The 25,395-nt window shown below is 29.4% G+C and carries 30 protein-coding genes and 1 pseudogene; 21 read left to right on the forward strand and 10 right to left on the reverse strand.

What is annotated here, in order from left to right; genetic code table 11:
• Window positions 1–15: 15 nt before the first annotated feature.
• The 7 genes and pseudogenes from hisI to CRU95_RS11560 form a co-directional block, all read left to right on the forward strand.
• Window positions 16–336: pseudogene (gene hisI, locus CRU95_RS16820) on the forward strand (phosphoribosyl-AMP cyclohydrolase); the annotation flags it as partial.
• 12 nt (window positions 337–348) lie between these two features.
• Window positions 349–918: a GTP cyclohydrolase II gene (ribA, locus tag CRU95_RS16825; RefSeq protein ID WP_258238701.1), complete on the forward strand. Its 570-nt coding sequence runs from the start codon at window positions 349–351 to the stop codon at window positions 916–918.
• 15 nt (window positions 919–933) lie between these two features.
• Window positions 934–1,155: a hypothetical protein gene (locus tag CRU95_RS16830; RefSeq protein WP_258238696.1), complete on the forward strand. Its 222-nt coding sequence runs from the start codon at window positions 934–936 to the stop codon at window positions 1,153–1,155.
• Window positions 1,156–1,190: 35 nt separating this feature from the next.
• On the forward strand, window positions 1,191–1,292 hold the full coding sequence (locus tag CRU95_RS16835) for a TraR/DksA C4-type zinc finger protein (protein WP_258238697.1): 102 nt from the start codon (window positions 1,191–1,193) through the stop codon (window positions 1,290–1,292).
• A 31-nt stretch (window positions 1,293–1,323) separates the two neighbouring features.
• Complete coding sequence (locus CRU95_RS11550; RefSeq protein ID WP_129101272.1) at window positions 1,324–1,581, forward strand: DUF2116 family Zn-ribbon domain-containing protein; 258 nt, start codon at window positions 1,324–1,326, stop codon at window positions 1,579–1,581.
• A 14-nt stretch (window positions 1,582–1,595) separates the two neighbouring features.
• The gene (locus CRU95_RS11555) at window positions 1,596–1,862 is read left to right on the forward strand and encodes a DNA repair protein Rad50 (RefSeq protein ID WP_129101273.1); all 267 of its coding nucleotides are present in this window, start codon (window positions 1,596–1,598) and stop codon (window positions 1,860–1,862) included.
• Window positions 1,863–1,882: 20 nt separating this feature from the next.
• Window positions 1,883–2,557 (forward strand): DUF1826 domain-containing protein, encoded by a 675-nt coding sequence (locus CRU95_RS11560; protein WP_129101274.1) that lies wholly within the window; start codon window positions 1,883–1,885, stop codon window positions 2,555–2,557.
• A gap of 239 nt (window positions 2,558–2,796) precedes the next feature.
• Here CRU95_RS11560 and CRU95_RS11565 read toward each other — a convergent pair whose 3' ends face one another.
• The gene (locus CRU95_RS11565; protein ID WP_129101275.1) at window positions 2,797–3,681 is read right to left on the reverse strand and encodes an AraC family transcriptional regulator; all 885 of its coding nucleotides are present in this window, start codon (window positions 3,679–3,681) and stop codon (window positions 2,797–2,799) included.
• 102 nt (window positions 3,682–3,783) lie between these two features.
• On the opposite strand from CRU95_RS11565, the gene CRU95_RS11570 reads away from it, so the two are divergent.
• A complete protein-coding gene (locus CRU95_RS11570; RefSeq protein WP_129101276.1) occupies window positions 3,784–4,410 on the forward strand; it encodes a short chain dehydrogenase in 627 nt (208 codons plus the stop codon).
• A gap of 235 nt (window positions 4,411–4,645) precedes the next feature.
• On the opposite strand, the gene CRU95_RS11575 is transcribed toward CRU95_RS11570, so the two are convergent.
• From CRU95_RS11575 to CRU95_RS11585, 3 genes are all read right to left on the reverse strand, one after another.
• Window positions 4,646–6,127 (reverse strand): plasmid recombination protein, encoded by a 1,482-nt coding sequence (locus tag CRU95_RS11575; protein WP_129101277.1) that lies wholly within the window; start codon window positions 6,125–6,127, stop codon window positions 4,646–4,648.
• Between the two features lie 338 nt (window positions 6,128–6,465).
• Entirely contained in the window at window positions 6,466–7,017 is a 552-nt protein-coding gene (locus tag CRU95_RS11580; RefSeq protein WP_129101278.1) for a Lin1244/Lin1753 domain-containing protein, read from the reverse strand.
• Window positions 7,018–7,099: 82 nt separating this feature from the next.
• Window positions 7,100–7,300: an AlpA family phage regulatory protein gene (locus CRU95_RS11585; protein WP_129101279.1), complete on the reverse strand. Its 201-nt coding sequence runs from the start codon at window positions 7,298–7,300 to the stop codon at window positions 7,100–7,102.
• Window positions 7,301–7,734: 434 nt separating this feature from the next.
• Here CRU95_RS11585 and CRU95_RS11590 point away from each other — a divergent pair, with 434 nt between their 5' ends.
• Genes CRU95_RS11590 through CRU95_RS11615 form a run of 6 tightly spaced genes read left to right on the forward strand, consistent with a single transcriptional unit; the run spans window position 7,735 to window position 11,316 of the window.
• The gene (locus tag CRU95_RS11590; RefSeq protein ID WP_129101280.1) at window positions 7,735–8,463 is read left to right on the forward strand and encodes a DUF4198 domain-containing protein; all 729 of its coding nucleotides are present in this window, start codon (window positions 7,735–7,737) and stop codon (window positions 8,461–8,463) included.
• Entirely contained in the window at window positions 8,463–9,059 is a 597-nt protein-coding gene (cbiM, locus tag CRU95_RS11595; RefSeq protein WP_129101281.1) for a cobalt transporter CbiM, read from the forward strand. The genes CRU95_RS11590 and cbiM overlap by 1 nt, the downstream gene beginning before the upstream one ends.
• A complete protein-coding gene (locus tag CRU95_RS11600; protein WP_129101282.1) occupies window positions 9,059–9,472 on the forward strand; it encodes a hypothetical protein in 414 nt (137 codons plus the stop codon). The genes cbiM and CRU95_RS11600 overlap by 1 nt, the downstream gene beginning before the upstream one ends.
• On the forward strand, window positions 9,469–10,116 hold the full coding sequence (locus CRU95_RS11605; protein ID WP_129101283.1) for an energy-coupling factor transporter transmembrane protein EcfT: 648 nt from the start codon (window positions 9,469–9,471) through the stop codon (window positions 10,114–10,116). Before CRU95_RS11600 ends, CRU95_RS11605 begins: the two co-directional genes overlap by 4 nt.
• Window positions 10,113–10,760, forward strand: a complete 648-nt coding sequence (locus CRU95_RS11610; protein WP_129101284.1) for an energy-coupling factor ABC transporter ATP-binding protein — start codon at window positions 10,113–10,115, stop codon at window positions 10,758–10,760. The genes CRU95_RS11605 and CRU95_RS11610 overlap by 4 nt, the downstream gene beginning before the upstream one ends.
• Before the next feature lie 46 nt (window positions 10,761–10,806).
• Window positions 10,807–11,316 carry a GDSL-type esterase/lipase family protein gene (locus CRU95_RS11615; RefSeq protein ID WP_129101285.1) on the forward strand — a complete coding sequence of 170 codons (510 nt, stop codon included), beginning with the start codon at window positions 10,807–10,809 and terminating at the stop codon, window positions 11,314–11,316.
• Here the strand turns inward: CRU95_RS11615 and CRU95_RS11620 are convergent.
• The 4 genes from CRU95_RS11620 to aceE are packed head-to-tail and all read right to left on the reverse strand — an operon-like array spanning window position 11,300 to window position 18,088.
• Window positions 11,300–11,857 carry a hypothetical protein gene (locus CRU95_RS11620; protein WP_129101286.1) on the reverse strand — a complete coding sequence of 186 codons (558 nt, stop codon included), beginning with the start codon at window positions 11,855–11,857 and terminating at the stop codon, window positions 11,300–11,302. The genes CRU95_RS11615 and CRU95_RS11620 overlap by 17 nt on opposite strands.
• Window positions 11,858–11,886: 29 nt before the next feature.
• Window positions 11,887–13,656, reverse strand: coding sequence for a dihydrolipoyl dehydrogenase (gene lpdA / locus CRU95_RS11625; RefSeq protein ID WP_129101287.1), 1,770 nt, complete (start codon window positions 13,654–13,656; stop codon window positions 11,887–11,889).
• A 9-nt stretch (window positions 13,657–13,665) separates the two neighbouring features.
• A complete protein-coding gene (gene aceF / locus CRU95_RS11630) occupies window positions 13,666–15,393 on the reverse strand; it encodes a dihydrolipoyllysine-residue acetyltransferase (RefSeq protein ID WP_129101288.1) in 1,728 nt (575 codons plus the stop codon).
• A gap of 10 nt (window positions 15,394–15,403) precedes the next feature.
• Entirely contained in the window at window positions 15,404–18,088 is a 2,685-nt protein-coding gene (gene aceE / locus CRU95_RS11635; RefSeq protein ID WP_129101289.1) for a pyruvate dehydrogenase (acetyl-transferring), homodimeric type, read from the reverse strand.
• A gap of 326 nt (window positions 18,089–18,414) precedes the next feature.
• Between aceE and CRU95_RS11640 the strand changes: the two genes are divergently transcribed.
• From CRU95_RS11640 to CRU95_RS11650, 3 genes are all read left to right on the forward strand, one after another.
• Entirely contained in the window at window positions 18,415–19,179 is a 765-nt protein-coding gene (locus CRU95_RS11640) for a lipoate--protein ligase family protein (protein ID WP_129101290.1), read from the forward strand.
• On the forward strand, window positions 19,163–20,080 hold the full coding sequence (gene lipA, locus CRU95_RS11645) for a lipoyl synthase (protein WP_258238698.1): 918 nt from the start codon (window positions 19,163–19,165) through the stop codon (window positions 20,078–20,080). Before CRU95_RS11640 ends, lipA begins: the two co-directional genes overlap by 17 nt.
• A 260-nt stretch (window positions 20,081–20,340) precedes the next feature.
• Window positions 20,341–21,189, forward strand: a complete 849-nt coding sequence (locus CRU95_RS11650) for an FkbM family methyltransferase (protein ID WP_258238699.1) — start codon at window positions 20,341–20,343, stop codon at window positions 21,187–21,189.
• Window positions 21,190–21,191: 2 nt separating this feature from the next.
• Here the strand turns inward: CRU95_RS11650 and CRU95_RS11655 are convergent, their stop codons facing one another.
• On the reverse strand, window positions 21,192–21,977 hold the full coding sequence (locus tag CRU95_RS11655; protein ID WP_129101292.1) for a hypothetical protein: 786 nt from the start codon (window positions 21,975–21,977) through the stop codon (window positions 21,192–21,194).
• A gap of 104 nt (window positions 21,978–22,081) precedes the next feature.
• Here CRU95_RS11655 and CRU95_RS11660 point away from each other — a divergent pair, with 104 nt between their 5' ends.
• Both CRU95_RS11660 and CRU95_RS11665 read left to right on the forward strand, forming a co-directional pair.
• Window positions 22,082–22,276 carry a YwbE family protein gene (locus CRU95_RS11660; protein WP_129101293.1) on the forward strand — a complete coding sequence of 65 codons (195 nt, stop codon included), beginning with the start codon at window positions 22,082–22,084 and terminating at the stop codon, window positions 22,274–22,276.
• Window positions 22,276–22,719 carry a YaiI/YqxD family protein gene (locus CRU95_RS11665; protein ID WP_258238700.1) on the forward strand — a complete coding sequence of 148 codons (444 nt, stop codon included), beginning with the start codon at window positions 22,276–22,278 and terminating at the stop codon, window positions 22,717–22,719. Before CRU95_RS11660 ends, CRU95_RS11665 begins: the two co-directional genes overlap by 1 nt.
• Here CRU95_RS11665 and CRU95_RS11670 read toward each other — a convergent pair.
• Entirely contained in the window at window positions 22,716–23,693 is a 978-nt protein-coding gene (locus CRU95_RS11670; protein ID WP_129101295.1) for an endonuclease/exonuclease/phosphatase family protein, read from the reverse strand. The two genes, CRU95_RS11665 and CRU95_RS11670, sit on opposite strands and share 4 nt — an antisense overlap.
• A gap of 124 nt (window positions 23,694–23,817) precedes the next feature.
• Between CRU95_RS11670 and CRU95_RS11675 the strand changes: the two genes are divergently transcribed.
• Complete coding sequence (locus CRU95_RS11675; protein WP_129101296.1) at window positions 23,818–24,630, forward strand: DUF234 domain-containing protein; 813 nt, start codon at window positions 23,818–23,820, stop codon at window positions 24,628–24,630.
• A gap of 57 nt (window positions 24,631–24,687) precedes the next feature.
• Window positions 24,688–25,344: a methyltransferase gene (locus CRU95_RS11680; protein ID WP_129101297.1), complete on the forward strand. Its 657-nt coding sequence runs from the start codon at window positions 24,688–24,690 to the stop codon at window positions 25,342–25,344.
• Window positions 25,345–25,395 lie beyond the last annotated feature (51 nt).

A 25,395-nucleotide genomic window follows, 5' to 3' on the forward strand; every position in this document is an offset into this window, starting at 1 on the left:
ATATGAAGGTAAATTATGAATATTGATTTTAAAAAATCTAATGGATTAGTTCCAGTTATTGCCCAAGAGTATGGAACAAATGAGATATTAATGTTGGGTTATATGAACAAAGAAGCTTTTGATTTGACTATTGAAACAAAAATTATTCACTATTTCTCAAGAAGTAAAAACAGAATCTGGAAAAAAGGTGAAGAAAGCGGTCATATTCAAAAACTAATTGATTTAAGAGTTGATTGTGATGAAGATACACTTTTAGTAATTGTAGAACAAATCGGTAATACAGCTTGTCATACAGGTACTAAATCTTGTTTTTTCAGATCATATTTAGACAAAGAAAATAAAAAAAATATTATCTCTTCTAAAATTGCAAATTTACCAACAAAATATGGAACTTTTGACATCAAAGCATATAAAGATGGCTCACAAGAACATCTTGCAATTATGAGTAAAAATTTTTCCCAAATAGAAATACCAATGGTGAGAATTCACTCTGAGTGTTTAACTGGAGATGCTATTGGTAGTTTAAAATGCGATTGTAATAATCAACTAGATTTGGCATTAGAGCTAATTTCAGCTCAAGGTGGTCTTGTTATTTATCATAGACAAGAAGGAAGAAATATTGGACTAGTAAATAAAATAAATGCTTATAATCTTCAAGACCAAGGATTTAACACAGTAGAAGCGAATTTAAAACTAGGCTTTAAAGAAGATGAAAGAGATTATAAAGCAGTTGAATACATTTTAAAAGAATTGGGTCTAAAAAAGATGAGACTTATTACAAATAATCCAAGGAAAATTAACTTTTTTGAAAATAGTGGGATAGAGATTGTTGAAAGAATCCCTGCAATCACAAAAATAAATAAATTTAATGAAAATTATTTAAAAACAAAAAAAGATGAACTGGGGCATCTACTTTAAATAAAGGATAATGTTATGTTAAAAGAAGCGCATATAGAAGAGTTAAAAAACAAACTTTTAGAGAAAAAAGAAAAACTACTTCAAGAAACAACATCAAGTCAAGGTTTTATTGAAGAGCTTCATCGTGACACAAAAGGGGATGAGACAGATTTTGCGGAGCTTTCAAGTGATACATATAATTTAAGTATTCTTAGAGAAAAGCAAATTGAAGAGTTAAGAGAGATTGAACCGCTTTAAAAAAGATTGAGAATGGCACTTATGATATTTGTGAAATGTGCGATGAACCAGTGGGGATAAAAAGGCTTAGAGCTAAACCACATGCTAGATTTTGTATATATTGTAGACCGATTTATGAAAAAGAACAAAAATCCTAGATTTAGCTTGTGTATATAAAAAGGAAAGATAATGTCAAATTGCCCATACTGTGGTAAAAAAATACCTATGAATAAAGCTTTTTGTTCTAAAAGCTGTAAAGAGAACTATTTTCAAATGGTTGCAATACAAATTCCTCAACCATTTTTAAAAAGAATATTTATATTTTGTACCTTAGAACAAAGAGAGATAGAGATTGAGAATTTTGCCAAAAGACATGGTTGGGAGCATGAACTTGTTAAAAAGAAAATAGAGGAAGAATCAATTAAATTTGGATATGAAAATAACTAAAAATAAGGGAATAAGTGAAAAATATAAAAGTTGAATTAGAAAGTATAATATTTAATGTGATGTTACCAGAATCACAAGCTTTTTTAGATGAATTAAATGAAGAAATAGAAAAAGGGAATGAAAAAGAAGAGATTGTTGAAGCAAAAAAAGATATTGTATCTTTTATTGAAGAATTAAATCAAGTTTTAAAACTGATTGAAGAAAAAAAACTATCAAATAAAAATGCAAAAGATATGTATAAAAAAATTAGAAATATGCTTGATGAACATGAACATCAATGAATGTTAAAGGAAAAATGACGATGAATGAAAAGAATCTCAATTTTGCTGGTGAATGGAATCAAGCAGGAGGCATGTCCCGACATATGGCCCAGGATAAACAGCCAACGGTTTTGAGCGATATCTATCAGGCAGAGATTAATATAGCCATTTGGCGACGTGAGAAGTCTACTACTCTACAATATTCGGTAAAAGAATTTTTAGCATTGAATCCTACATTTCAAAAGGAAATGGTCTTAACGCCACAAGATGCACTTTCGCGTGTTAGCGAATCTTTTGATAACAATATGACCGAAGTTAGCGAAGATATTGCTGAGCTTGTAGATATGTTTTGTTATTTGTTTGAACTTAAACAAGCAGGCATGCGTTTGAAAGTTTTAGATCGAGCGATGTGCCCTAAGTTTCATGTGGACAAAGTGCCTTGCCGTCTTGTGACAACCTATCAAGGTATGGCCACAGAATGGCTGCCACATGAGCTGGTTGATCAAACAAAACTGGGTTGGAGTTGTAACGGCTTGCCTGACAGTGAATCTGGCCTTTACCAAAGTGAAAATGATATCCAACAACTAGATTGTGGCGATGTTGCATTGCTCAAAGGTACGCTTTGGGAGGGTAATGAAAATGCGGGCTTAGTCCACCGTTCACCAGGATTGATAGTCAATGAAAAGCGTTTGATATTAACTTTAGATTTTAAGTAGTTAAATGTTGTGGATTATCTTATGAAGCTAACAATCATATCGTATGCATTTGAGCAGTAATGTGAGGTATTAAGTTCACAATCTCCTAGGTTTTGAACTTACTATTTATCTCATATATTTGAATGATTGCAAAGTAATGTCTATTTCCTAAAAGAATAAGTTGTTGAACTTTATAATTTATACTAAGTTTGACTAAAAAGGCCACTTCTATGAGAATTAATGAGCTCTTAATTTTCTACTCATACTTTTTTAATTGTACTAGGAGGATGTCCAAAATATCTTTTAAATTCTCTACTAAATTGACTAACATTATCATATCCAACTGCATTTGATGCCTCAATTACTTTCATATTATTATAAGCTATTAATTGTTTTGCTTTTTCTAATCTTATTTTCTTTATATATTGAATAGGAGTATCATTCATTGCTTGTTTAAAAAGTTTATGAAAATTATTTACACTCATATCAGCTAATTTCGCCATTTCATCTAAATCAATTTTTTGTTCAATGTTTTCAAGAATATAATCAATAACTCTTGATATTCTAGATAGATTACTATCTTTTTGGCATAATTGTATTAACATAGAACCACTATTGCTTTGTAAAATCCTATAGTAAAGTTCATCAAGTAAACCGTTAGCTAAAATATCTGATTCAATTTCATCCTCAAGTATTGCTAAGAATTTTCCATATATGTTTTGAATAACATCTGTTCTATTATTACAAGTGATAGAGAAACCTACTTCTTTATCTATTTTATCTGATGAATCAAATTGAGTAAACTTCTTAACTACTTTTTGTAATCTATTCATATCTAAAGTTATATATATTCCGACTAATGGTTCATCTCCCATTATATAAGTTTCACACTCTACAGGTTGAGGAGAGCTAATAACTAAATAATCTAAATAACCATGTTCAAATTTTACATTATTGATATAACCAATTTTTTTACCACTACCTACAAAACTAAAACCCTTTTTGTATAAAAGAGGCATTAGCTCTTCATTAGATGAGACTTTAAATAGTTTTATTTCCTCTATATATGTATTAGCAAAACCATTTTTGTTTTCTAATCCATATAATTTACATAAATTAGTTAATTGCATTGAATCATTTGTCATTTTTTCTCATTTGTGCTTTTATGCATGATATTTACGTTTTTATGTATTCACATACTTAGATTGGTGTGTTATTATACATAAAATTTAAAAAGAAGGAATTAAATGTCAATAGATAATCAAAAAACAGTGATTTTAATTGGTGCAAAAGGAAATATGGGACAAGCTGCTTTAAGTGGTTTAGGGAAACACAAAGTTATTACAGCTAGTCGTTCAGGAGAAGTTTGTGATTACAAAGTTGATATTACAAGCGAAGAGTCTTTAAGAAAATTATATGAAGATGTTGGTCATTTTGATGCAGTAGTAAATACAGTAGGTTACTGTGAATATGCAGAATTTACAGAAATGACAGAAGAACAATGGAACAATACTATTCAAAGTAAGATGATAGGACAAATTAATATTGTAAGAGTAGGTCAAGAGTATATAGCAGATAATGGTTCATTTTCATTAATTACAGGAATTTTAAATATAAAACCTATTCCATATGCTATTGCAGATGCAACTACAAGTGGTGCTATTGATACATTTGTAAAATGTGTAGCGTTTGAAATGCCTAGAGGTATTAGAATAAATTCTATTAACCCTACAGTATTAGAAGAAGCTTGGGATGTATATGGTGAAATGATGCCTGGTTTTCATCCTGTTCCAGGTTTTTTAGTGGGAAAAGCTTTTGAGCGTTCTGTAGATGGATTCATTACGGGTCAAGTTCTTGTTGTAGATGCTTACTAAATAAAAAATGACTAGGCAGAAGAAATTCTACTTAGTCAACTTAATCTGTTAACAGAAAATAAGACATAAAACTCTAAATAATCTTTTCTTAAAACTCTAAATCTTGGAACAAAATTAGAAAATCTTACATATTGGCTTTACAATCTTTATTTACAAATATAATTTGTTCCCAAAAATGTTCAAGAAGTAGAATTTATAGATTCTCTCAAACCCTTAGGACTTATGGACTTAAAGATCACTTTAATTTATTATGATTTATCTTTCCTTTCTTCTCTTCACTCCCAGTATATTTTGAAATCTTAGAAATTATCACATCTAAATCATCTTCACATTTAAGGTACTTACTTATTTTTGTAAAAGCTTCATCCATTCTTTTGTATTCTTCTTGTATAATATCAAGGTTATGTAGTTTAAGTTTAAGGTCATTCACTTCTTCTCTTAGCTTTTTATTCATACCAAAGTATGCTTTTGATTGTTCAATCTTTACATTAAACTTTTTGCTTAAGATTTGTTCTTGTTGCAGTTGTTCTTGTAAACTTTTATTCTCTCCAATAAGCTTGTTATATCTTCTTTTTGTTACATAGTACGTATCTATATGTTCTTGTTGTTTTAAGTGTGTTCTATTTTCTTCTATAAGTTTTTTATTTTCCAGTAGTAAATCTTGTGGGTGATTTAGTCCATTAATTGAATTTGTAAACTCATTGTACTTATGTAGGTGTTTAGCATAGAAGTTAAGGTACTGTTTTAATCTATCTTCATCTACTTTTGTAAAACCTAGTTTAGTAGTAATACATTCCTCTACTATTTTATCAGTATCATAGATCTTAATTTGTTTTATGTCAATGATTGGCTTATCTTCTTTTATAATATTGATTGTAGTTTCAAGTTCTTCTTTTTCTTTTGTAAGTGATTCTAAAGTTAAACTTTCACTTTTTAGTTCTACCCTTGCTTTTTTAATAGAAATATCAATGCTATCAAGTTCACTTTTTAATTGCTTTTTATCCTCTACAGTTTTCTTTATCTTCTTCTTTTGAGCTTGAAGTTTTTTGATATGGTCTTGTATGTCTTTTTTAAGTTGTTTAATCTCTTCTTCATGCATCTGCCTAACAGATAGATGTTTTGTAGTTGATTTTCTATCACCTCTTTCTAATCCAATATCTTTAAAAGTAGATGCGACAATATCTTGAAACTCTGATAGTCTTCCACTTTTTCTTAGGTTATACCATACAGCTTCACCATTCTTTGTATGGTTATTAAAAGTAAAGTGCATATGAGGTGTTTTTTCATCATAGTGGATTACATAATGAGATAACTTAATACTATCATCACCTAAGATATTATGTATCTTATCTTGGATTAGTGGTATTGAATCTGCAAAAGATTTTTCTAGTTGTTCTTTTGTTACTTTACCTTGTTCTAGCCATTCATTTACAATAGGACTTAGAGTAATAACTCCAGTTAGATGATCTGATTGTTTACCCTTCTGTAAATTTCTATGATGTTTATTTTTATATAACTGATTGTATTCATCAAAACTTTTTTTAGCTTTTTGTTTTAATTGTTTTGGATCATACCCAAAATAGATATTATAAAATTTGTTGTGGTGCATATTATCTCTTAAGTAATTGGGTTTAGCAATTCTAAAATCATGATTTATGCTTTGGATAGTTCTACAAGTAGTTTGAAAACGAACTTGTACTTTCTTTCTTTGATTCAAAATACTTCTCCTTAGAATATAGAATAATGGGGATTTTTAAGGGTGGCGACCGTACCCCTTGAACTTACAACCTAACACAAAGTGGGAGGTTAGTAAGTTGTATTTATGGTTTACCTAAATACATGATACATAGGCACACAGTGCATACGTACTTCTTATGCTTTATAGAGATAATTATCTAATTATCAAATACTAATATTTTCATTTATTGGTCATCTAGATAACTAACGCGTACGCGTAATTTAGCTTTAATGATTTACAAACTGTTGGGCTACTGACGCCCTACGGTTGTCTCTTATACTTCATTCTTAATTTTTGCTATTTAAGATTCAATATTTTTAAATCTTAATTTCTTTTTTTTCATAAGCAAGAGATTCTAATCTATCTTTTTCTTTGTCTTTATTTATTTGTTTTAAAAGTAGTAGTTCATTTAATTTTTCATATTTTTCTTTTTCATTTACTTTACTTTTATTTAATTGTTCAACATTTGTTGAGCGACTGTTTAACATTTGTTCATTTTTCTTGTTTCTTCTTACTTCTCCACTTCTAATTCCAGCAAGTCTTGCTTGTTCTCTTTTTTTATTCATTAAGTCCATTCTTCTATTTAAACTTGGACTAAAAAAGAAAATATCATCTTCAATGCTAAATAAGTTATAATTTTTTACAACAACTTCCATCTTCACAACTGTAGTATTATATTTACGAGCTAAACTTGTTAGTAATTTAAGTGGATACTTAAAATTCTCTTGTTCTCTAAGTGTTTCAACTAATACCCAAAAAATGCCATATCCTTCGAGCCCTAGTTCTTCTATTAAAAGCATACATTTGTAATCATCTTTTGCATTACTATCATGTGAAAAGTAATATGCATCCTTCTTTTTAATGTTCATTAATTACCTTTTATTTTTAACTTTATATTTTTTATTTGCTAATCATCTAAATGAAATATAAGTAGCTTAAGCAACAAATTTTTTATGAAACTCTATTGTTTTGCATTTGTAAATCAATCCATTCTCTAATTTCTCTTTGTGAATATAATTTTGTTTTAGTATTTGCTAACCTAAAACTTTGCGGAAAAGTTTTATCAGTTTTTATATCTTCATAAAATTTTCTTGTTGATACATTTAGTAGATTACATACTTCTTTTATTTTAAGTAATTTATCATTTTCCATTTGATTATTTTCCTTCCTTTTTTTATATGTTTTGAGAAGTTTAGTTTAATTTTTTTGGCTTGTCAAGCCCTTAAAATAGGCATTTTAAAGAAGTTTGTTTTTATTTAATATTAATTAATATATAATCTAGGGAAAGATAAATTTTGTAATTTTTTTTTTCATAAAAATTTATAAACAAGATTTTATTACGGTATTTTTTACGGTACTATGGAAGTTAATATTTTTATAACTTCCTATATTATAGTACTTTTACGATTGTACTTTAGTTCCAAATCGTACCTGTAAAGTTACTTCCTAAAGATTAATAAAAAGAGGTTCATTTTGCCTCTTTTTATTATTTTCCTAAAAATTTCCTAAAAATACATAAGTGTAGTTTTTATTTAGTGTGATTTAACGCATATGGATTTATAATCTTCAAAACTAAAAGGAAACACATGTTAAAAATTATTTCTACTCTTATTATGTTGCTTACACTATCACAAGCTCATTTCTTAACTTTTATGTCAAACAGTGATGTTGTTGATGATAAAAAAGATTCAACGCTTAATTTTGATATTTCATTTATACATCCTTTTGAGCAAAATGCAATGACAATGGAAAAGCCAAAATTATTTGTAAATAGTAATGATAATAAAATACCTGTAAGTGAAACTACTAAATTAGGCCACAAAGCATGGAGTGCAAAATATAAAATAAATATGCCAGGTGTATATAAATTTTTTGTTGAGCCACAAGCATATTTTGAACCAGCAGAAGGAAAGTATATTATTCATGTACCAAAACTAATTGTTGATGCTTATGGTTTAGAAGATGGTTGGGATGAACCTATTGGGTTAAAATATGAGATTGTACCAATGGTTAAACCTTTTGGATTATATGCAGGTAATTTATTTCAAGGAAAAGTTTTACACGATGGTAAACCAGCTAGTAATGTTGAAGTTGAAGTTGAACTATATAATGACTTTAATTTTAAAGCTCCAACTAGTAGTCATGTAACACAAGTTGTTAAAACTGATGCTAATGGTATTTTTTCTTTTGTTATGAATCACAAAGGATGGTGGGGATTTGCAGCTTTAATTGAAGAAGGGCAAATAAAAAATAAAGAAGATGGTAAAGAGTACCCTATAGAAAATGGTGCTTTACTTTGGATTAAGGCTTACTAGTGCATATAGCTGATGGTGTCTTAACTTTAGAATCAACTATAACTGTTAGCGCTATTAGTTTAGTTTGTTTATATGTTTCTATAAAATCTATAAAAGATGAAAAGATAACTTTAGCAGCAGCTATGAGTGCTATGTTTTTTATAGCAACATTTATTCATGTCCCACTTGGTGTTACCCAAATACATTTAGTCCTTATTGGCGTGATTGGGATACTAATTGGGTGGATGAGTTTTATTAGTATTTTTATAGCTTTAGTACTTCAAGCTTTACTTTTAGGTTATGGAGGTGTTGTATCACTAGGAGTAAATCTTTTTGTTATGGGAATGCCGGCAATCATTGTGTATTATTTATATAATATGGAAATTACTAATAAATTAAATGAAAAAGTAAAGTTTTTTTTAGTGGGATTTTTAGGCACATTTTTTGCAACACTTTTTTTAGCAATTATCTTACTTTTCTCAAAACCAGAGTATGAGTATGCTTCATATACTATATTTATAGTTGATTCAGGTGCTATGGTAATTGAAGGAATAATAAGTATGTTTTTATTGCAGTTTATCAAAAAAACTTATCCAAAAATTTTGAAGGCCAAATGATGAAATATATTTTTATAATTTTTATACTATTTTCTAGTGTATGGGCTCACAAATTAAATGTATTTTTAACAAATGAAGATAGTAATGTACATGTTTTTGCTTATTTTGCAAGTGGAGCAGTTTGTCAAAACTGTAGATTAATCATAAAAAATAAAGACAAAATTGTATTTGAAGATAAACTTGATAATAAGGGAAAATATACATACAATTCGAAGTTTAAAAATATAGATGTAATTGTTGATGCTGAAGGTGGACATATGGCCCAAGAGAAAATAGAAGTTTCTAAGCCACATACCCAAAGTCTAACAAAACATATACAAGAAGAAGAGACACAAAAATATTATAAAATAGTTATCTCTTTACTTTTAATTGGTATAATATTTTTCCTAATCAAAAAAGTAAAGAGAAAATGAACGAATATCCAATTAAATTATTAGTTTCACTTATTTATTCTGCAATTGTAGCTTTTTCTTTTCATATAGAATATATTTTTTTATTGCCAATATTTTTTATGCTAATTGTTGAGTATAAAGAGGTATTATCTATTTTAAAAAAACTTGCTTTAATAAATCTATTTATAATTTTCTTAGTTGTTTTTGTAGCCTTCCATGATATAAATAAAGCAATTGAGCTTTTTTTTAGAACAAATTTTATTTTGTTATTTAATTTACTGGTTTTTTATAAATCAAAAGGTTATGACATAGTAAGAGGTTTTAATTCACTTCGATTTCCAAAAAAGTTTGTGACAATATTTTATTTTTCTATTGTGATGATCGAATATCTTTTTAAAGAATTTAAAACAATAAAAGCAACACTTAGACTTAGAGGATTTCATGCTAGAAGTAATCTTTTTAGTTACCAAACTTATGGAAATGTATTTGCAATGATGTTTATAAAATCAATTAGAAAATCTGAAGAGATGAGAGATAGTTTGATTTCAAGAGGATTTAATGGTGAGATTTATCTACTTGAAATGCCCTCAAAAAATAAAAACTATATTATCCTTTCAATTTTAGTATTTATTGTTGCAATTAATAAAATGGTGGTAAGTCTATGAGTTGTTCTGTTAATGTAAGAGATGTAAATTATTCATGTGAAAGCAAAAGTTTGTTGGAAAATATAAATTTAAATGTAGGACATGAAGAAAAAGTTGCTGTTGTTGGAGCAAATGGAAGTGGGAAAAGTACTTTACTTAAAATAATTGCAGGTTTAATCTCTCCTTCAAGTGGCTATATTGAAATATTCCATGACAAAATGGGCTCACTAAAAGATTTTAGAAAATATAGAAGTGATATAGGATATCTACCCCAAGATGTTTCAAATCATTTTTTATGCCCAACTGTAATAGAAGATGTGATGTTTGCTTTAAGGGCAAAAGGTGTATCAAAAGATGAATCATATACAAAAGCTAGCGAAGTTTTGGAAAACCTAAATATAAAGAAGTTAGAAAATAGGATTATACATGAATTAAGTGGCGGTGAGCAGAAGATCGTAGCCTTAGCTGGGATTCTTATTACCAAACCAAAAATATTGCTTTTTGATGAGCCTACGAATGATTTAGATGAGAAAAGTGAAAATACTATATGTGAGATTTTAAATTCTATAAAAAAATCTATGATAATCGTATCCCATCACAAAAGTTTCATTGATAAACTTACACTTACAATATATAGATTAAATAAAAGTTTGATAAAGGAATAAGCCAAAGGCTAATAAAATATATCAATAAAGTATAAAGTTGGTAAACATGAAAAACAATATTGATATAGTAATGTTAGGTGACTCTCTTACATCAAGGGGAGAGTGGGATGTTCTTCTTTACCCCAAAAAAATTATAAACCTTGGTCATGATGCTGATACTACAGTTGATATTTTAGCTAGATTAGATTTAGCTATTGAAGTTCACTCTAAATGTATTTATCTAATGATTGGTATTAATGATATGAATTCTTATAAGAGTTTAGACAAAATTTTTGAGAATTATATCCAAATATTAAATAGATTGAAAATCAAATCTACTTCAAAAGTTTTTGTACAATCTGTACTTTATACACAAATGAACTCTTTTAATAAAAAAGTAAAAGAAATCAATATCAAACTCAAAGAGTATTGTAATGACAATAATCTTACTTTTATAGATTTAAATGAGAATTTATCAAGGGATGAGGTTTTGTTAAATATTTATACAACAGATGGTTTACATTTAAATATGAAAGCTTATATTGAGTGGGCAAACAAAATTAGAAGCTATTTTTAAAACTTTTAAATAGTAGCTCTTTATGATTTGTTGCTGTATCTTGATTCAGTATCATAAAGACAAAATTATCATTTAAAAAGTGAGTATAAAATTTCTCTATTTTAGGATAGGTATAGCTTTTTTTCACAGATGGATAAATATACTTTTTCGCAGGATAAAACTGCATTACCACATATAGAAAAAGCGTACTTAAAACACTTATTTCAATTACTGTTATAACTTTTGCCAACAAAGATTTGATATTTTGACTATCAATAAATTTTGAAAGTATTTTAAATATAAAATCCCATCCAAAATATAGTATTAATAGATTTATGGCAAAGGCAATTAATATAAGAGTAGTATATGTATCTGCTTTTGTTATATGAAATTTTTGTAATAAGGTTGCACTTTCAGGAGCAAATTTTGCAGAGATTGAAAGTATAAAAAAGATTTTAAAATATTCAAATATTTTTAGATAAGTTTTTTGTACATAAGAGTGATAAATTAGGAAAAATAGTATTAAAAAGAATATAAAATCTAGTATGTTATAAAATGTCATTCATAATTATAACATAACTAAAAAGAGTTTTATCTCTTTTTAGCTTTTGCATTTGGTAAGTCTGTAATACTTCCGTGGAATATTTCAGCTGCCATACCAACTGATTCATGTAAAGTAGGGTGTGCATGAATTGTAAGTGCAATATCTTCTGCATCACAATCCATTTCAAGTGCTAGTGAAATTTCACCAAGTAATTCACCTGCATTATCTCCAACAAGTGCTCCACCAATTAGTTGGTGAGTATCTTTATCAAAAATAAGTTTAGTCATACCATCACTTGAAACATCACTTGCCAATGCTCTACCTGATGCTGACCATGGGAAAGTTGATACCTCATAGTTTACACCAGCTGCTTTTGCTTCATTTTCAGTCATACCAGCCCAAGCGATTTCTGGGAAAGTATAAGCGATACTTGGAATTTGTTTTGGTTCAAAGAATACTTTTTCACCAGCTATTACTTCAGCTGCCACATGACCTTCATGTACTGCTTTGTGTGCAAGCATAGGTTGCCCAACAATATCTCCAATTGCATAGATATTTGGTACATTTGTTCTCATTTGATTGTCAACTTTTATGATTCCATAATCATCAACATTCACTCCACAATTTTGAAGGTCTAGTTTATTACCATTTGCACTTCTTCCCATTGCTACAAGAATTGCATCATAAGCTACTGCACCTTCTGGTGCATTTTTACCTTTGAATTCAACATAAACACCATCTTGTTTTGGGATGATTGATTGTGCTTGAGTTTCAAACATTACATTAAATCTTTTTACATTTGATTTAGTATACATTTTAACTATATCAGCATCAGTTCCGCTCATTAGTTGTTTACCTCTAACTACGAAGTCAACTTGGCTTCCTAATTTTTGATAAACAGTTCCCATTTCAAGTCCGATAATTCCTCCACCCATAACTAGAAGTCTTTTTGGTACTTCTTTTACTTCTAAGGCATCAGTAGAATCCCAAATTCTAGGATCTTCATGAGGTATAAATGACATTTTAGAGCTTTGAGATCCAGCTGCAATAATACAATTATCAAAAGTAACTTTTGTTTGTTTACCTTCAACATCAGTATGCTCAACGATAACAGAGTTATTATCTAAAAACTTAGCATAACCTTGTACTACTGTTACTTTTCTCATCTTAGCCATTGCACCTAAACCATCAGTTAGTTTTTTTACAACGCCACTTTTATAAGCTGCAACTCCTGGTAAATCAATCTCAGGTTTTGAAAACTTGATACCTGCATGTGAAATGTGTTCTGCTTCTTCCATAACTTTTGCCACATGAAGAAGTGCTTTAGATGGAATACAACCAACATTTAGACAAACTCCACCTAGTGTTGGATATCTTTCCACTAAAACTGTATCTAAACCTAAATCTGCACATCTAAAAGCAGCAGAATAACCACCAGGTCCTGCTCCTATTACTAGTACTTGACCTTTTACTTCACCTGCACCATCAGTATTTGTAGAAGTTTTTGCTGGCTCAGTTTTAGCTTTTGGTGCTTCTTGCACTTTTTCTTCAACAGCTGGTGTTGCTGAAGCTTCATCTTCTATTTCAATTCTTGCAATTAAATCACCAGAGTTAACTTTATCTCCAACTTTTACAAGAATCTCTTTTATAATACCACCGTGAGTAGTTGGAACATCCATAGAGGCTTTTTCAGTCTCTAGGGTAATAAGTCCATCTTCTTCTTCTACTTTATCTCCAATACTAACCATAACATCGATTAAATCAACATCATTATCAGCACCTAAATCAGGAATTAAAATATCTATAACTTTACTCATTTCTCTTCCTTACAGACTTAATAGTCTAATATCACTTAATAGTTGTGATAAAGTAGTTGTAAATCTTGCACCATCAGCACCATCGATTACTTTATGATCATAAGATAATGATAACGGTAAAGTTAATCTTGGTATGAAGTTTTCACCATTCCATACTGGTTTCATTTCAGATTTTGATAATCCTAAGATTGCAACTTCAGGAGCATTGATAATTGGAGTGAATTTAGTTCCACCAATTCCACCTAAAGATGAGATTGTAAATGAAGCACCTTGCATATCAGCAGATTTTAGTTTACCTTCTCTTGCTTTTTTAGAAATCTCAGCCATTTCAATAGCTATTTCTTTAAATCCTTTTTTATCAACATCTCTAATTACTGGAACCATAAGACCATTTGGAGTGTCAACTGCAATTGCAATATGGAAATATTTTTTCATAATTAAATTTTGTCCATCAGCACTTAATGATGAATTAAATTTAGGATGAATAGCTAAGGCTTTTGCCACAGCTTTAACCACAAATACTAAAGGTGAAAGTTTAAACCCATCAGCAATAGCATTTTGTGCTTTTCTAAAGCTTTCTAGTTCTGTAATATCAGCTTCATCAAATTGTGTTACATGAGGAATTGATACCCAGTTTCTATGTAAACTTGGTCCTGAAATTTTTTGGATTCTACTTAACTCAACAGTTTCAATTTCACCAAATTGTGAGAAATCTACTTCTTTAAGTTCTGGTAGATTAAATCCTAATCCACTTCCAGATGCACTTGCTGGTTTATTTAGTTGCTCTTTTACATAAGCTTTGATATCTTCTTTTAGAATTCTACCTTTTTTAGCGCTTCCTTTTACAAAACCTAAATCAACACCAAATTCTCTTGCTATTTTTCTTACACTTGGACTTGCATAAACTTTTTTAGCTTTTTGAGATAATACACTTGTGTCTTCTTTAACAGTTGCTGTTGCAACAGCTGCTTGTAAAGTTGCAGGTGCTTTTTTCTCTTCTTTTGGAGCTTCTTGTTTAGGTGCTTGTGCTGGAGTTGGAACTTTACTTTCCATAACTACAGTTTTAACCATCTTAGCAATTAAGTCACCAGAGTTTACTTTATCTCCAACTTTAACAAAAAGTTCTAAAATCTCACCTGCAAATGGAGCAGGTACATCCATAGATGCTTTTTCAGTTTCAAGTGTAATTAAACCGTGTTCTGCTTCAACTGTATCACCTACATTAACCATAACATCAATTAAATCAACATCTTTATCTGCACCTAAATCAGGAATATGAACTTCTTCAATTACTGAACAAATAGTTTGATCTTGGATCAGTTGACAAGAAACTTGTGCACCTGAAGCTGAAATTGCTTGAAGTTCTGCTTCTGCTGATTTTAAATCCATTGGACCAGAACTAGCAGGAGCAGAAGCAGCTGGTGCTTCTTTTTTCTCTTCAGTTTTAGGAGCTGGTGCCGCAGCTTCAGCTGGAGCTTCTTCACTACTTGCTTCATCTTGGATTTCAACTCTTGCAATTAAATCACCAGAATTTACTTTATCTCCAACTTTCACAAGTATTTCTTTTATAACACCTGCATGAGTTGTAGGAACATCCATAGATGCTTTTTCAGTCTCAAGTGTAATTAAACCATCTTCAACTTCAACAGTATCACCAACACTAACCATAATGTCAATTAAATCAACATCTTTGTCAGCCCCTAAATCAGGAATATAAATATCTTGAATTGTACTCATCTTCTACTCCTTATGCTTTTAGTGGGTTGATTTTATCTGGGTTGATGTTATGTTTTTTCATAGCATCAGCTAAAATAGATTTTTTCAACTTACCATTTTTAACAAGTTGTGATAAAGTAGTAAATACAATAAAGTCAGAATCAACTTCAAAGAAGCTTCTTAAGTTAGCTCTACTATCACTTCTACCAAATCCATCAGTTCCTAAAGCTTTGAAGCTACCTTTTAAATAAGGGCTGATTTGCTCAGAATATGATTTCATATAATCAGTTGCTGATATAAATATTGATTCTTCGTCATCACCTAATACTTGAGTCACATATGGAACTTTATCTTTTCCATTGATATCTAACATATTTGATCTTTCCACGTCTTGTGCATCTCTTGTTAATTCGTTGTAAGAAGTAACCGAGTAAATATCACTTGCAATTCCATAATCATCTGCCAATACTTTAGCAGCAGCTCTAACTTGTTGTAAAATTGAACCTGAACCTAATAAATTAACTTTATAGTTATTTTTAGCTTTTACAGTCTCTAATTTATAAATACCTTTTTTGATACCTTCTTCAGCACCTTTTGGCATTGCTGGTTGGTGGTAATTTTCATTTAATGTTGTAATATAATAGAATACATCTTCTTGTGTTTCACCATACATTCTTCTAACACCATCTTGAACGATAACTGCAACTTCATAACCAAATGTTGGGTCATAAGTAACACAATTTGGAATAGTATTAGCAATAATATGAGAATGTCCATCTTCATGTTGTAAACCTTCACCATTAAGTGTAGTTCTACCAGATGTTCCACCGATTAAGAAACCTTTTGCTTTTTGATCTCCCGCTGCCCAACACATATCACCTGTTCTTTGGAATCCAAACATTGAGTAGAAAATATAAAATGGAATCATAGGACAATCATTGATTGAGTATGAAGTAGCTGCTGCTATCCAAGAACCCATTGAACCTAACTCATTAATACCTTCTTGTAGTACTTGACCTTTTTTATCTTCTTTATAGTATGCCACTTGATCTTTATCTTGTGGGATATATTTTTGACCTTCAGCTGCATAAATACCAAGTTGTCTAAACATACCTTCCATACCGAATGTTCTAGCTTCATCAGGAACGATAGGAACAATTCTTTTTCCGATTTGTTTATCTTTAACAAGTGTATTTAAAACTCTTACAAATGCCATAGTAGTAGAAATTTCTCTATCACCACTTCCTTGTAAAATAGCATCAAAAGCGCTCAATTCAGGAATAACAAGTTTTTCAGTAAAGGCTTCTCTTCTTTGAGGAACAAATCCACCAAGCGCAGCTCTTTTTTCTTTGATATATTTCATTTCTTCTGAATCTTCAGGTGGTAAGTAGTATGGTAATTTTTCAATTTCTTCATCAGTAACAGGAATATCAAATCTATCTCTAAATTGTCTTAAAGATTTTAAATCTACTTTTTTAACACCATGTGCAATATTTTTACCTTCAGCAGCTTCCCCCATACCGTAACCTTTTACAGTCTTAGCTAAGATAACAGATGGTCTACCTTTAGTTTCATTTGCTTTTTTGTATGCTGCATAAACTTTAACTGGATCATGTCCACCTCTGTTTAACATCCAAATTTCATCATCACTCATATTTTCTACAAGTTTTGCAGTTTCAGGGTATTTGTTGAAGAATTTTTCTCTTGTGTAAGCTCCACCTTTTTGTTTAAAGTTTTGGTACTCACCATCAACAGTCTCTTCCATAAGTTCTAGAAGTTTTCCAGATGTATCTTTAGCTAATAGTTCATCCCATTTGCTTCCCCAGATAACTTTAAGTACTTCCCATCCAGCACCTCTAAATTCACCTTCAAGTTCTTGGATAATTTTTCCATTTCCTCTAACAGGACCATCAAGTCTTTGTAAGTTACAGTTAATAACGAAGATTAAGTTTTCTAATCCTTCTCTTCCTGCAAGTCCAATTGCTCCTAATGATTCAGGTTCGTCACACTCACCATCACCCATGAAACAATAAATCTTTTGATTAGAACAATCTTTGATTCCTCTATCAGTTAAGTATTTTAAAAATCTTGCTTGATAAATAGCTTGAATAGGTCCTAGTCCCATAGATACAGTTGGAAACTGCCAATATGTTGGCATAAGTCTAGGATGTGGATATGATGGTAAACCTTTTCCATGAACTTCTTGTCTGAAGTTATCCATTTGTTCTTGAGTAAGTCTTCCTTCTAGAAAACTTCTTGCATAGATACCTGGAGAGATATGTCCTTGGAAAAATATTAAATCTCCACCATCTTTTTCATTTGGTGCTTGAAAAAAGTGATTAAATCCAACATCATATAGTGTTGCAGAAGATTGAAAAGATGCGATGTGCCCACCTAATTCTAAATCTTTTTTAGAACCTCTTAAAACCATAAGTTGTGCATTCCATCTAATGATAGATCTTATTTTTCTCTCTAGTGATAAGTTACCTGGCATTTTAGGTTCTTGTTCTACTGGAATAGTATTCAAATAAGCAGTAGTCGCATTATATGGTAAATATGCTCCACTTCTTCTTGCTTTATCAATAAGTTTTTCCAAAAGAAAATGAGCTCTTTCGCTTCCTTCTTCTTCAATAACTGCTTCTAAAGCATCAATCCATTCTTGTGTTTCTTGCGGATCAAGATCTTTCAAGACATCGTTTAAGTTTTCAACTGACATTTAGTAATCCTTGTTAGATTTTTTAATAGAAATTGCGATTTTCTCTATATTTACTGGTGAACATATGTCCAAAATGTAAAAATAATGTAAGCCCATTATCGAGTGTATCGAATTGTGGTCATATGGTACTTATTTTTACTTAACATATACTTATCAGAAAAATTAATTTTTTCATTTAAGTTATATTAGAAATATTATCAAATATAATGAAAAAACAACAAATTTTAGTCTATTTTACTAGAAAATTATGTTAAAAATATGTAAAATATTAATTAAAATTTAAGTTTAAGATAAAAATAATTATTTTTTGCTTAGAAAAGGTTTCTATGATTGAAGAAAAAAGCTCGTTTAGAGTTATAAAAGATGGTGAAAATTCTGCTAGGGTAAATATGGCAACAGATGATGCATTAATATCATCTTTTGAAGAAAATGATAAAGCTATTTTAAGAGTTTATCATTGGAGTAAATCATTTACTATAGGGGTTTCACAGGACTTTTCTTCTTATTCATTTTGTGATGAGTATAATGGTAATTATGCTAAGCGAGTTACTGGTGGTGGAGTACTATTTCATGGTCATGATTTATCATACTCACTAGTCATACCAACACCTATGCTAAAAAGTTACAATATTAAACAATCATATGAGCTGATTTGTTATTTTTTGCTAAATTTTTACAAAAAATTGGGTCTAAAAACGAGTTTTGCTAAGGATGATGAGGGTGTAAATCTATCTAAAAATGAGTTTTGTCAAGTGGGTTATGAAGCTTATGATATTTTGGTAAATAGACAAAAAATTGGTGGAAATGCACAAAGAAGAACAAAAAAAGTAATATTTCAACACGGTTCAATTCCTTTATACAGTGTGAAAAAAAGTAACACAAATTTAGAAAATGAAAACAGTATTGATGAAAGATTTGGAATCAGCTTAGAAGATTTAAATATAAATTTAACATATGAAGAAGCAAAGAATTTATTGATAGAATCTTTTAATGAAAGTTTTAAAGTAGAATTGATAAATTCACAATTAAATGAGAAAGAAAAAAAGAAAAAAAAAGAGTTATTAAAGGATAAATATGACTATGCCAAGTAATATGGAATTTGCTGAGAAAAAAGTAAATTTCAAAAAACCAGAATGGTTAAGAAAAAAATTAACACCAAGTGCACAAATAGAGATGGAAAATCTTTTAAAAGATGTGGGTGGATTACATACAATATGCCAAGAGGCAAAATGTCCAAATATAAGTGAGTGTTTTGCAAAGAAAAATGCAACATTTCTTATTTTGGGAGATATTTGTACAAGAAGATGTTCATACTGTAATGTAAAAACTGGACTTCCAACTGAAGTTGATTTAAGTGAGATACAAAAAGTTACTACTTCTGTAAAACACCTTGGACTTAAATTTGTAGTAATTACAAGTCCTGCTAGAGATGATTTAAAAGATGGTGGAGCACAACAATTTTATAGGGTGACAAAAGATATTTTAGAAAAATGTCCCGGAACTCAAGTGGAAATTCTAATCCCTGATTTTAAAGCACGAGAAGAATCACTTCAAACTGTTATTGATTCTGGGGCTGTTATTATTGGACATAATATTGAAACGGTTCCTCGATTTTATAAAATCAGAAAAAATGCTTCATATGAAAGATCACTTCAAGTATTAAAAAGATTAAAAGAACTTGGTGGCGATAAAATCAAAACTAAATCAGCTCTTATGGTTGGACTTGGAGAGACTGAAGAAGAGATGGTACAAGTATTTAAAGACCTAGTTGCTGTTGGCTGTAAGTTTTTAAGTATTGGGCAATATTTAGCGCCAAGTGGAGATTATGCAAAAGTTATTGAGTATGTAAAACCTGAGCAATTTGCAAGATATAAAGAACTTGCTATGGATTTAGGATTTGAATTTGTACACTCAACTCCATATGCTAGAAGTTCTTATTTGGCACATGAATATTTAGGTCATGAGAGTGCTAACAAAGATTTACTAAAATAATATGATGATATAATCCTTCAAATAAAAAAGGATAAATCATCAATCTAATTGGACTTGATTACATAAATCAAAAAGATAAAGAGTTAGTTGAACTCTTTATCTCTTCTAAAACTACTAAAAAATATATTTTAGGTATAAATAAACTTACAAAATCAGTATTAAAACATATAGAAGTAGCTGGAATAATTGATGACTTTACAAGAGTTCAAAGTTCTCGAAAAAAAACAGTTCTCAAAATAGAAGATGTTCCAAAAGATGCTTTGATATTATCAACATCAAGTGGAAGTCCCCTCGAAGTAAAAAATGGCCTTGATAAAATGGGTTTTAAAAATATAAATTATCTCGCTCTTTGCAAATATAGTGATTTACAATTAGCTAGTCCTGATTTTATAGATGATTTTAAAGATGACTTTATAAATAACAAGCTTGAGTATGAAAATACTTATAATCTTTTAGCTGATGATAAATCAAAAGAAATATTTGAAAAGATAATTAATTTTAAAATATCTTATGACTTAACTTTTATGCAAGGTTTTAGAAACGACCACGAAAGCCAATATTTTGATAAAGAGATAATCCCAAAGATTAAAAATATAAGATTTGTAGATGGTGGTGGATATGTGGGAGATACTTTAAAAGAGATTATTAAAAACTATCCAGACTTTGAAAAAATATATTGTGTAGAACCAAATGCTTTACACATAAATATAGCAAAAAGAGATTTTGGAAATATTGATAATATAGAGTTTATAAATTGTGGACTTGGAAGTGAAAAAATAGTAAACCAGATAAAAGAAGAGTTACAAAATAATTGTGCCCATGATTATCAAGCTACAAATATAAACAGTATAGATAATCTAATAAGCCAAAAAGTTGATTATATAAAATTAGATATCGAAGGTGCAGAGCAAGATACAATAATTGGGGCAAAAAATACAATAAAAAAATACAAACCCATACTTGCAATTTGTATATATCATAAAGCACAAGATTGGTATAAAGTTCCCCAGTTAGTCTTAGATATAGAAAGTGACTATGATATTTATCTAAGACATTATATGGAAGGTATATACGAAACTGTTATGTATTTTATTCCCAAATTTAAATAAGCCTAAATAAGTTTAAAAAATCTAAATACCTTTGTTTGAATAAATATAAGTAGAGCAGAACTACAAAAACCAAGTATCGTACCCTCCACAACTCCAATAGTTGGATATGTTAAATATACTACATAAGAATAAACAATAATACTAGTAAGTCCAAATGGGGTGTTTTTTATGATGGTTCTAGCTTGTAAATTACTATGATTGAAATGTATTATTAAAAGCAAAGGTAAAAGAATAGTTGGGAATGATGAAAAGATACCTGCAATACTTGCTGGAACATATTTAGGTAAATTTGAGATTATTAAGAAAATGATTAATGTAAGTATACTTCTTATTACTAAATCATAGATTGAGACTTTTGATATCTTTACGATTTTATGATCTTCTTTTTTTGAAAAATATATAGCACTAATAATTAAAAGTGTAAAGATAATTAGTGGAGTGAAAATTATATGTGGTGGAATAAAAGATAAGATAAAGGCAATTATTAAATATGAAATAAAAGAGATAACTAAACTCAAAATTACTTCAAATTTTCCAGTATAAAAGGTACTAATATAATAACCAATAGAAAAAGCCAAGGCTGCAAAAAGACCATGTATATTATACAAAGCAGTCTCTTTTACATAATTTACCCCATACTCTATAGCAAAAAATATTAAGGTAATAGAACTACCAAGAGGAAGCCCTGAAAGTAGGCCAGAGAGTTTTGGACTAACTTTTTCAGCAATTACTGTCAGACTTAAAACTAAAGCAATAACTGTAATAGCTTTTAATACAAATATTTCCATTTAAATCTCTCTTTTATAGATATCTTTAGAATAATAGCCTGAAATATATAAATAAATAGTTTTATAAGATTTTGATATACTACAAAATAAATAAAAGGAAAAAAATGGCAGATGGTAAAAAACGTTTTGATGTAAAAATTGGAGCAAAGGTAAATATAGTTTTAAAACAAGATCAAAGAAGTGGAAATCTAACTCAAGGGATAGTTAAAAATATCTTAACAAATTCTCCTACTCATCCCCATGGTATAAAAGTAAGACTACAAGATGGTCAAGTGGGAAGAGTGCAAGAAATCTTATAATGAAACTTTTTATAGATGGAGATGCTTTTCCTAATATGTTAAAACCTATAGTTTTAAGAGCCATTGAAAAAAAAGGCTTAGAGACTTTAGTTTTTGCAAATAAAAAAATAGATATAGGAAAATCAAAATATGTGAAATATATCATCGTGGATTTGGGAGCAGATGAAGCTGATAATAAAATTGTTTATGAGGTTTCAAAAGATGATTTGGTTATAACAGCTGATATTCCCTTAGCTTCTAGAGTAATAGAAAAAGAAGCCCATGCTATTGATCATAGAGGTGAAACCTATACAGATGATAATATCAAACAATATTTAGCCATAAGAAACTTGATGCAAAGTATAAGAGATGCAGGAGAGATGACAAAAGGACCACCACCTTTTAATAAAAAAGATGTACAAAAGTTTGCAAGTTCTTTAAATGCCTTTTTACAAAAAATTTAATCAATATCTATCTCACATACAACTTGAGCATGATCACTCTCTTCAAGTGAACCATTTTGATTTCTTTTTAGGTGCTCATCAAATACTTTGTAAGAGATAATCTTGTCTTTTAAGTCATTTGATACAAAAATATAATCTATGACATTGCCATCTGCGAAATGATAACTTGTGGGTGTCCTTTCTATGCTTTTTTGTTCAGGATGTGGATTATAAATCTCTTCTTCATGGTGATAATAAGCATCAAAAAGTATGTATTTATCATCTTGAGATTCTTCATGATAAGCTTTGTTGCATAATGCATCAATCGTCATAGAAAATTCTTTGTCATTTAAATCACATAAAAATATTGTAGGTATTTTTGACTCTTTGATTTCCATATAAAGGGAAGATGCTTCTATTAGTCTTTGTTTTAAAACACTTGAAAAATCATTCTCTAAGGCGATTTTTGTCTTTTCAATTTTCTCTTTTAATGGAGTACCTTCTTTAAAGATATATTCAAACTCATTAAGTCTATTTGATTTGAGATGATTTACATAAACAGCTATTTTTGTTTTGTTTGGGAGTTCTATTATGGCTTTTATTGGAACTCTTGAAAAGGCAAATTTATCTTTAAAGTTGTGTTTTCTTATACTAGGTACATCATATCTAACATTTTTGTTTGAGATAATTGGAAACCTAGAAGCAAGGGCTAAAACTGTAGTTTTATATATAGTTGGATTTTTTGTATTTGTCTTTGGCTTATCCACACTTAAAAAGTGTTCATAACCTAACTCTTTACAGAGTTCTTTTAACTCTTCTATTGAAAATACTTCTTGAAAACCGATAATATCAGCATCTAAAAGTTTGATTTGATCTTTTATCCAAGTTACTTTTCTTTCCCATTGTTCTTTTGTAAATCTGTCTTTTTTGAAGTACCAAGAAAAAGGAGGAGCTGTAAATTGAAATAGATTGAAAGTAGCAAATTTAATATTCATAAAGTTATTATATCTGATTTATGTTATAATCCCAAAAACAATTAAAGGCTTTATTATAATACTTAATACTAAAACAATATTGGAGCAATTTCAATATTTCTGTAAACAAAACAATCCAAAAGATATGGAAACTGCACTAAATTATTTTGCCATATTTGGTGGACTTGATATAAAAATCGATACTACTAAACCACTTGGTAAACTAATAGAGCGACATATTTTAGATGAATATTATGACTTACAAGAGTATATTTCAAAACTGACAAAAAACTCTTTGCCATACTATAAAGTTCTAACTGGTATTGCTTTAGGTGATAGAAGAATTAATAGTGCATTTAAAAGAGCAGATGTAGAATATGACGAAGGAATAAAAGCTTTACACGACCTAGAAGAGTTAGAAGTTATTTATACTGAAACTTCTATTGACCATCTAACAAATAAATTTGAAGATAATGATGTGGCTGATAAGTTATTATTCAATGCTCCATTTTTAAGATTTTGGTTTGCCTTTGTATCTCCACTTTATAGGGGAATCGCAAGAACTGAATATAAAGAGTTTTTTGAGCGATTTAACAACTACAATGCAGAATTTATGCAACTAATCTTTGAGCAATTAAGTCATGAGTATGTAAAAGAACTTTTTAAAGATGATGCAATAGAAGAGATTGGAAGATATTGGGATGAAAAAGATGAGATAAATCTTGTCGCAGAAACTGAAACAGGAAAGATAATTGTCGGTTCTTGTAAATATACAAATAGTAAGATGAAAAAAACAGAACTTACAAGACTAAAAGAACTTTGTGAAAAGTTAGAGATAGTCCCTGATTATGTTTTACTATTTTCAAAAAGTGGTTTCACAAATGAAGTGAAAGCCTTGAAAAGTGATGGAGTAAAACTCTTCACAGTAAAGAGCCTAAAAGCCATTTTAGAAGCATAAAACTTTTTTAGTTCAGATACTCTAAATAAAGAGTATACTGAACCTTGAAAGGTTCTTATGCCAAAACTGCGATACACATATCAAACAATTGAGTTTGGTAATATGGACATACATGTCCGAACTTTAAAAGATACACAACAATATGACGAAGAGTGTGATTTAAATCTTACTACAGGAATATCCTCTGCCAACTGGTCCTTATTTGGAGTGATTTGGCCTTCATCTAAAATCCTAGCAACTTTAATGAATAATTATAATATCAAAGATAAAAGAATCCTAGAAGTAGGGTGCGGAATAGCTCTTTCAAGTTTAGTATTAAATCACAGAAATGCAAATATAACAACAACAGATTTTAACCCAGAAGTTCAAAAGTTCTTGATAGAAAATACAAGAATAAATCATGGAAAAACAATCCCCTTCGAGTGTGCAAATTGGGCAAATGCTGATGATACTTTAGGAAAATTTGATTTAATCATAGCAAGTGATATTTTATATGAACAGTTCCACTTAGAGGATTTAAGTAGGTTTTTAAATGAGCATACAAATGAGTCTTGTGAAATTATAATTGTAGATCCAGGTAGAGGAAATCATGCAAAGTTTTCTAAGATGATGGTTTTATTAGGTTATGTTCATAGTCAAAGTGAACCTCTGAATACTTCAGATTATTTGGATGAGCCTTTTAATGGACAAATAATCAAATATACTAAAAAATAATTTTTTATTAAGTAGTATTAAATACAATAATTTTTTTAATTTAGTTATATT

It is taken from the genome of Arcobacter sp. F2176 (genome assembly GCF_004116465.1).
Lineage (GTDB): Bacteria > Campylobacterota > Campylobacteria > Campylobacterales > Arcobacteraceae > Arcobacter > Arcobacter siniprincipis.

Bases quoted from the DNA above. Each gene is read 5' to 3' on its own strand.
- aceF (WP_129101288.1), bottom strand. From the start codon at position 15,393: ATGAGTACAATTCAAGATATTTATATTCCTGATTTAGGGGCTGACAAA.
- CRU95_RS11665 (WP_258238700.1), top strand. From the start codon at position 22,276: ATGAAACTTTTTATAGATGGAGATGCTTTTCCTAATATGTTAAAACCT.
- CRU95_RS11600 (WP_129101282.1), top strand. From the start codon at position 9,059: ATGAAATATATTTTTATAATTTTTATACTATTTTCTAGTGTATGGGCT.
- CRU95_RS11570 (WP_129101276.1), top strand. From the start codon at position 3,784: ATGTCAATAGATAATCAAAAAACAGTGATTTTAATTGGTGCAAAAGGA.
- CRU95_RS11565 (WP_129101275.1), bottom strand. From the start codon at position 3,681: ATGACAAATGATTCAATGCAATTAACTAATTTATGTAAATTATATGGA.
- CRU95_RS11620 (WP_129101286.1), bottom strand. From the start codon at position 11,857: ATGACATTTTATAACATACTAGATTTTATATTCTTTTTAATACTATTT.
- CRU95_RS11560 (WP_129101274.1), top strand. From the start codon at position 1,883: ATGAATGAAAAGAATCTCAATTTTGCTGGTGAATGGAATCAAGCAGGA.
- aceE (WP_129101289.1), bottom strand. From the start codon at position 18,088: ATGTCAGTTGAAAACTTAAACGATGTCTTGAAAGATCTTGATCCGCAA.
- CRU95_RS11655 (WP_129101292.1), bottom strand. From the start codon at position 21,977: ATGGAAATATTTGTATTAAAAGCTATTACAGTTATTGCTTTAGTTTTA.
- CRU95_RS11680 (WP_129101297.1), top strand. From the start codon at position 24,688: ATGCCAAAACTGCGATACACATATCAAACAATTGAGTTTGGTAATATG.
- CRU95_RS16835 (WP_258238697.1), top strand. From the start codon at position 1,191: ATGTGCGATGAACCAGTGGGGATAAAAAGGCTTAGAGCTAAACCACAT.
- CRU95_RS11640 (WP_129101290.1), top strand. From the start codon at position 18,415: ATGATTGAAGAAAAAAGCTCGTTTAGAGTTATAAAAGATGGTGAAAAT.
- CRU95_RS11585 (WP_129101279.1), bottom strand. From the start codon at position 7,300: ATGGAAAATGATAAATTACTTAAAATAAAAGAAGTATGTAATCTACTA.
- CRU95_RS11605 (WP_129101283.1), top strand. From the start codon at position 9,469: ATGAACGAATATCCAATTAAATTATTAGTTTCACTTATTTATTCTGCA.
- CRU95_RS11670 (WP_129101295.1), bottom strand. From the start codon at position 23,693: ATGAATATTAAATTTGCTACTTTCAATCTATTTCAATTTACAGCTCCT.
- CRU95_RS16830 (WP_258238696.1), top strand. From the start codon at position 934: ATGTTAAAAGAAGCGCATATAGAAGAGTTAAAAAACAAACTTTTAGAG.
- CRU95_RS11610 (WP_129101284.1), top strand. From the start codon at position 10,113: ATGAGTTGTTCTGTTAATGTAAGAGATGTAAATTATTCATGTGAAAGC.
- CRU95_RS11660 (WP_129101293.1), top strand. From the start codon at position 22,082: ATGGCAGATGGTAAAAAACGTTTTGATGTAAAAATTGGAGCAAAGGTA.
- CRU95_RS11550 (WP_129101272.1), top strand. From the start codon at position 1,324: ATGTCAAATTGCCCATACTGTGGTAAAAAAATACCTATGAATAAAGCT.
- CRU95_RS11590 (WP_129101280.1), top strand. From the start codon at position 7,735: ATGTTAAAAATTATTTCTACTCTTATTATGTTGCTTACACTATCACAA.
- lpdA (WP_129101287.1), bottom strand. From the start codon at position 13,656: ATGAGTAAAGTTATAGATATTTTAATTCCTGATTTAGGTGCTGATAAT.
- CRU95_RS11580 (WP_129101278.1), bottom strand. From the start codon at position 7,017: ATGAACATTAAAAAGAAGGATGCATATTACTTTTCACATGATAGTAAT.
- CRU95_RS11615 (WP_129101285.1), top strand. From the start codon at position 10,807: ATGAAAAACAATATTGATATAGTAATGTTAGGTGACTCTCTTACATCA.
- CRU95_RS11675 (WP_129101296.1), top strand. From the start codon at position 23,818: ATGGAAACTGCACTAAATTATTTTGCCATATTTGGTGGACTTGATATA.
- lipA (WP_258238698.1), top strand. From the start codon at position 19,163: ATGACTATGCCAAGTAATATGGAATTTGCTGAGAAAAAAGTAAATTTC.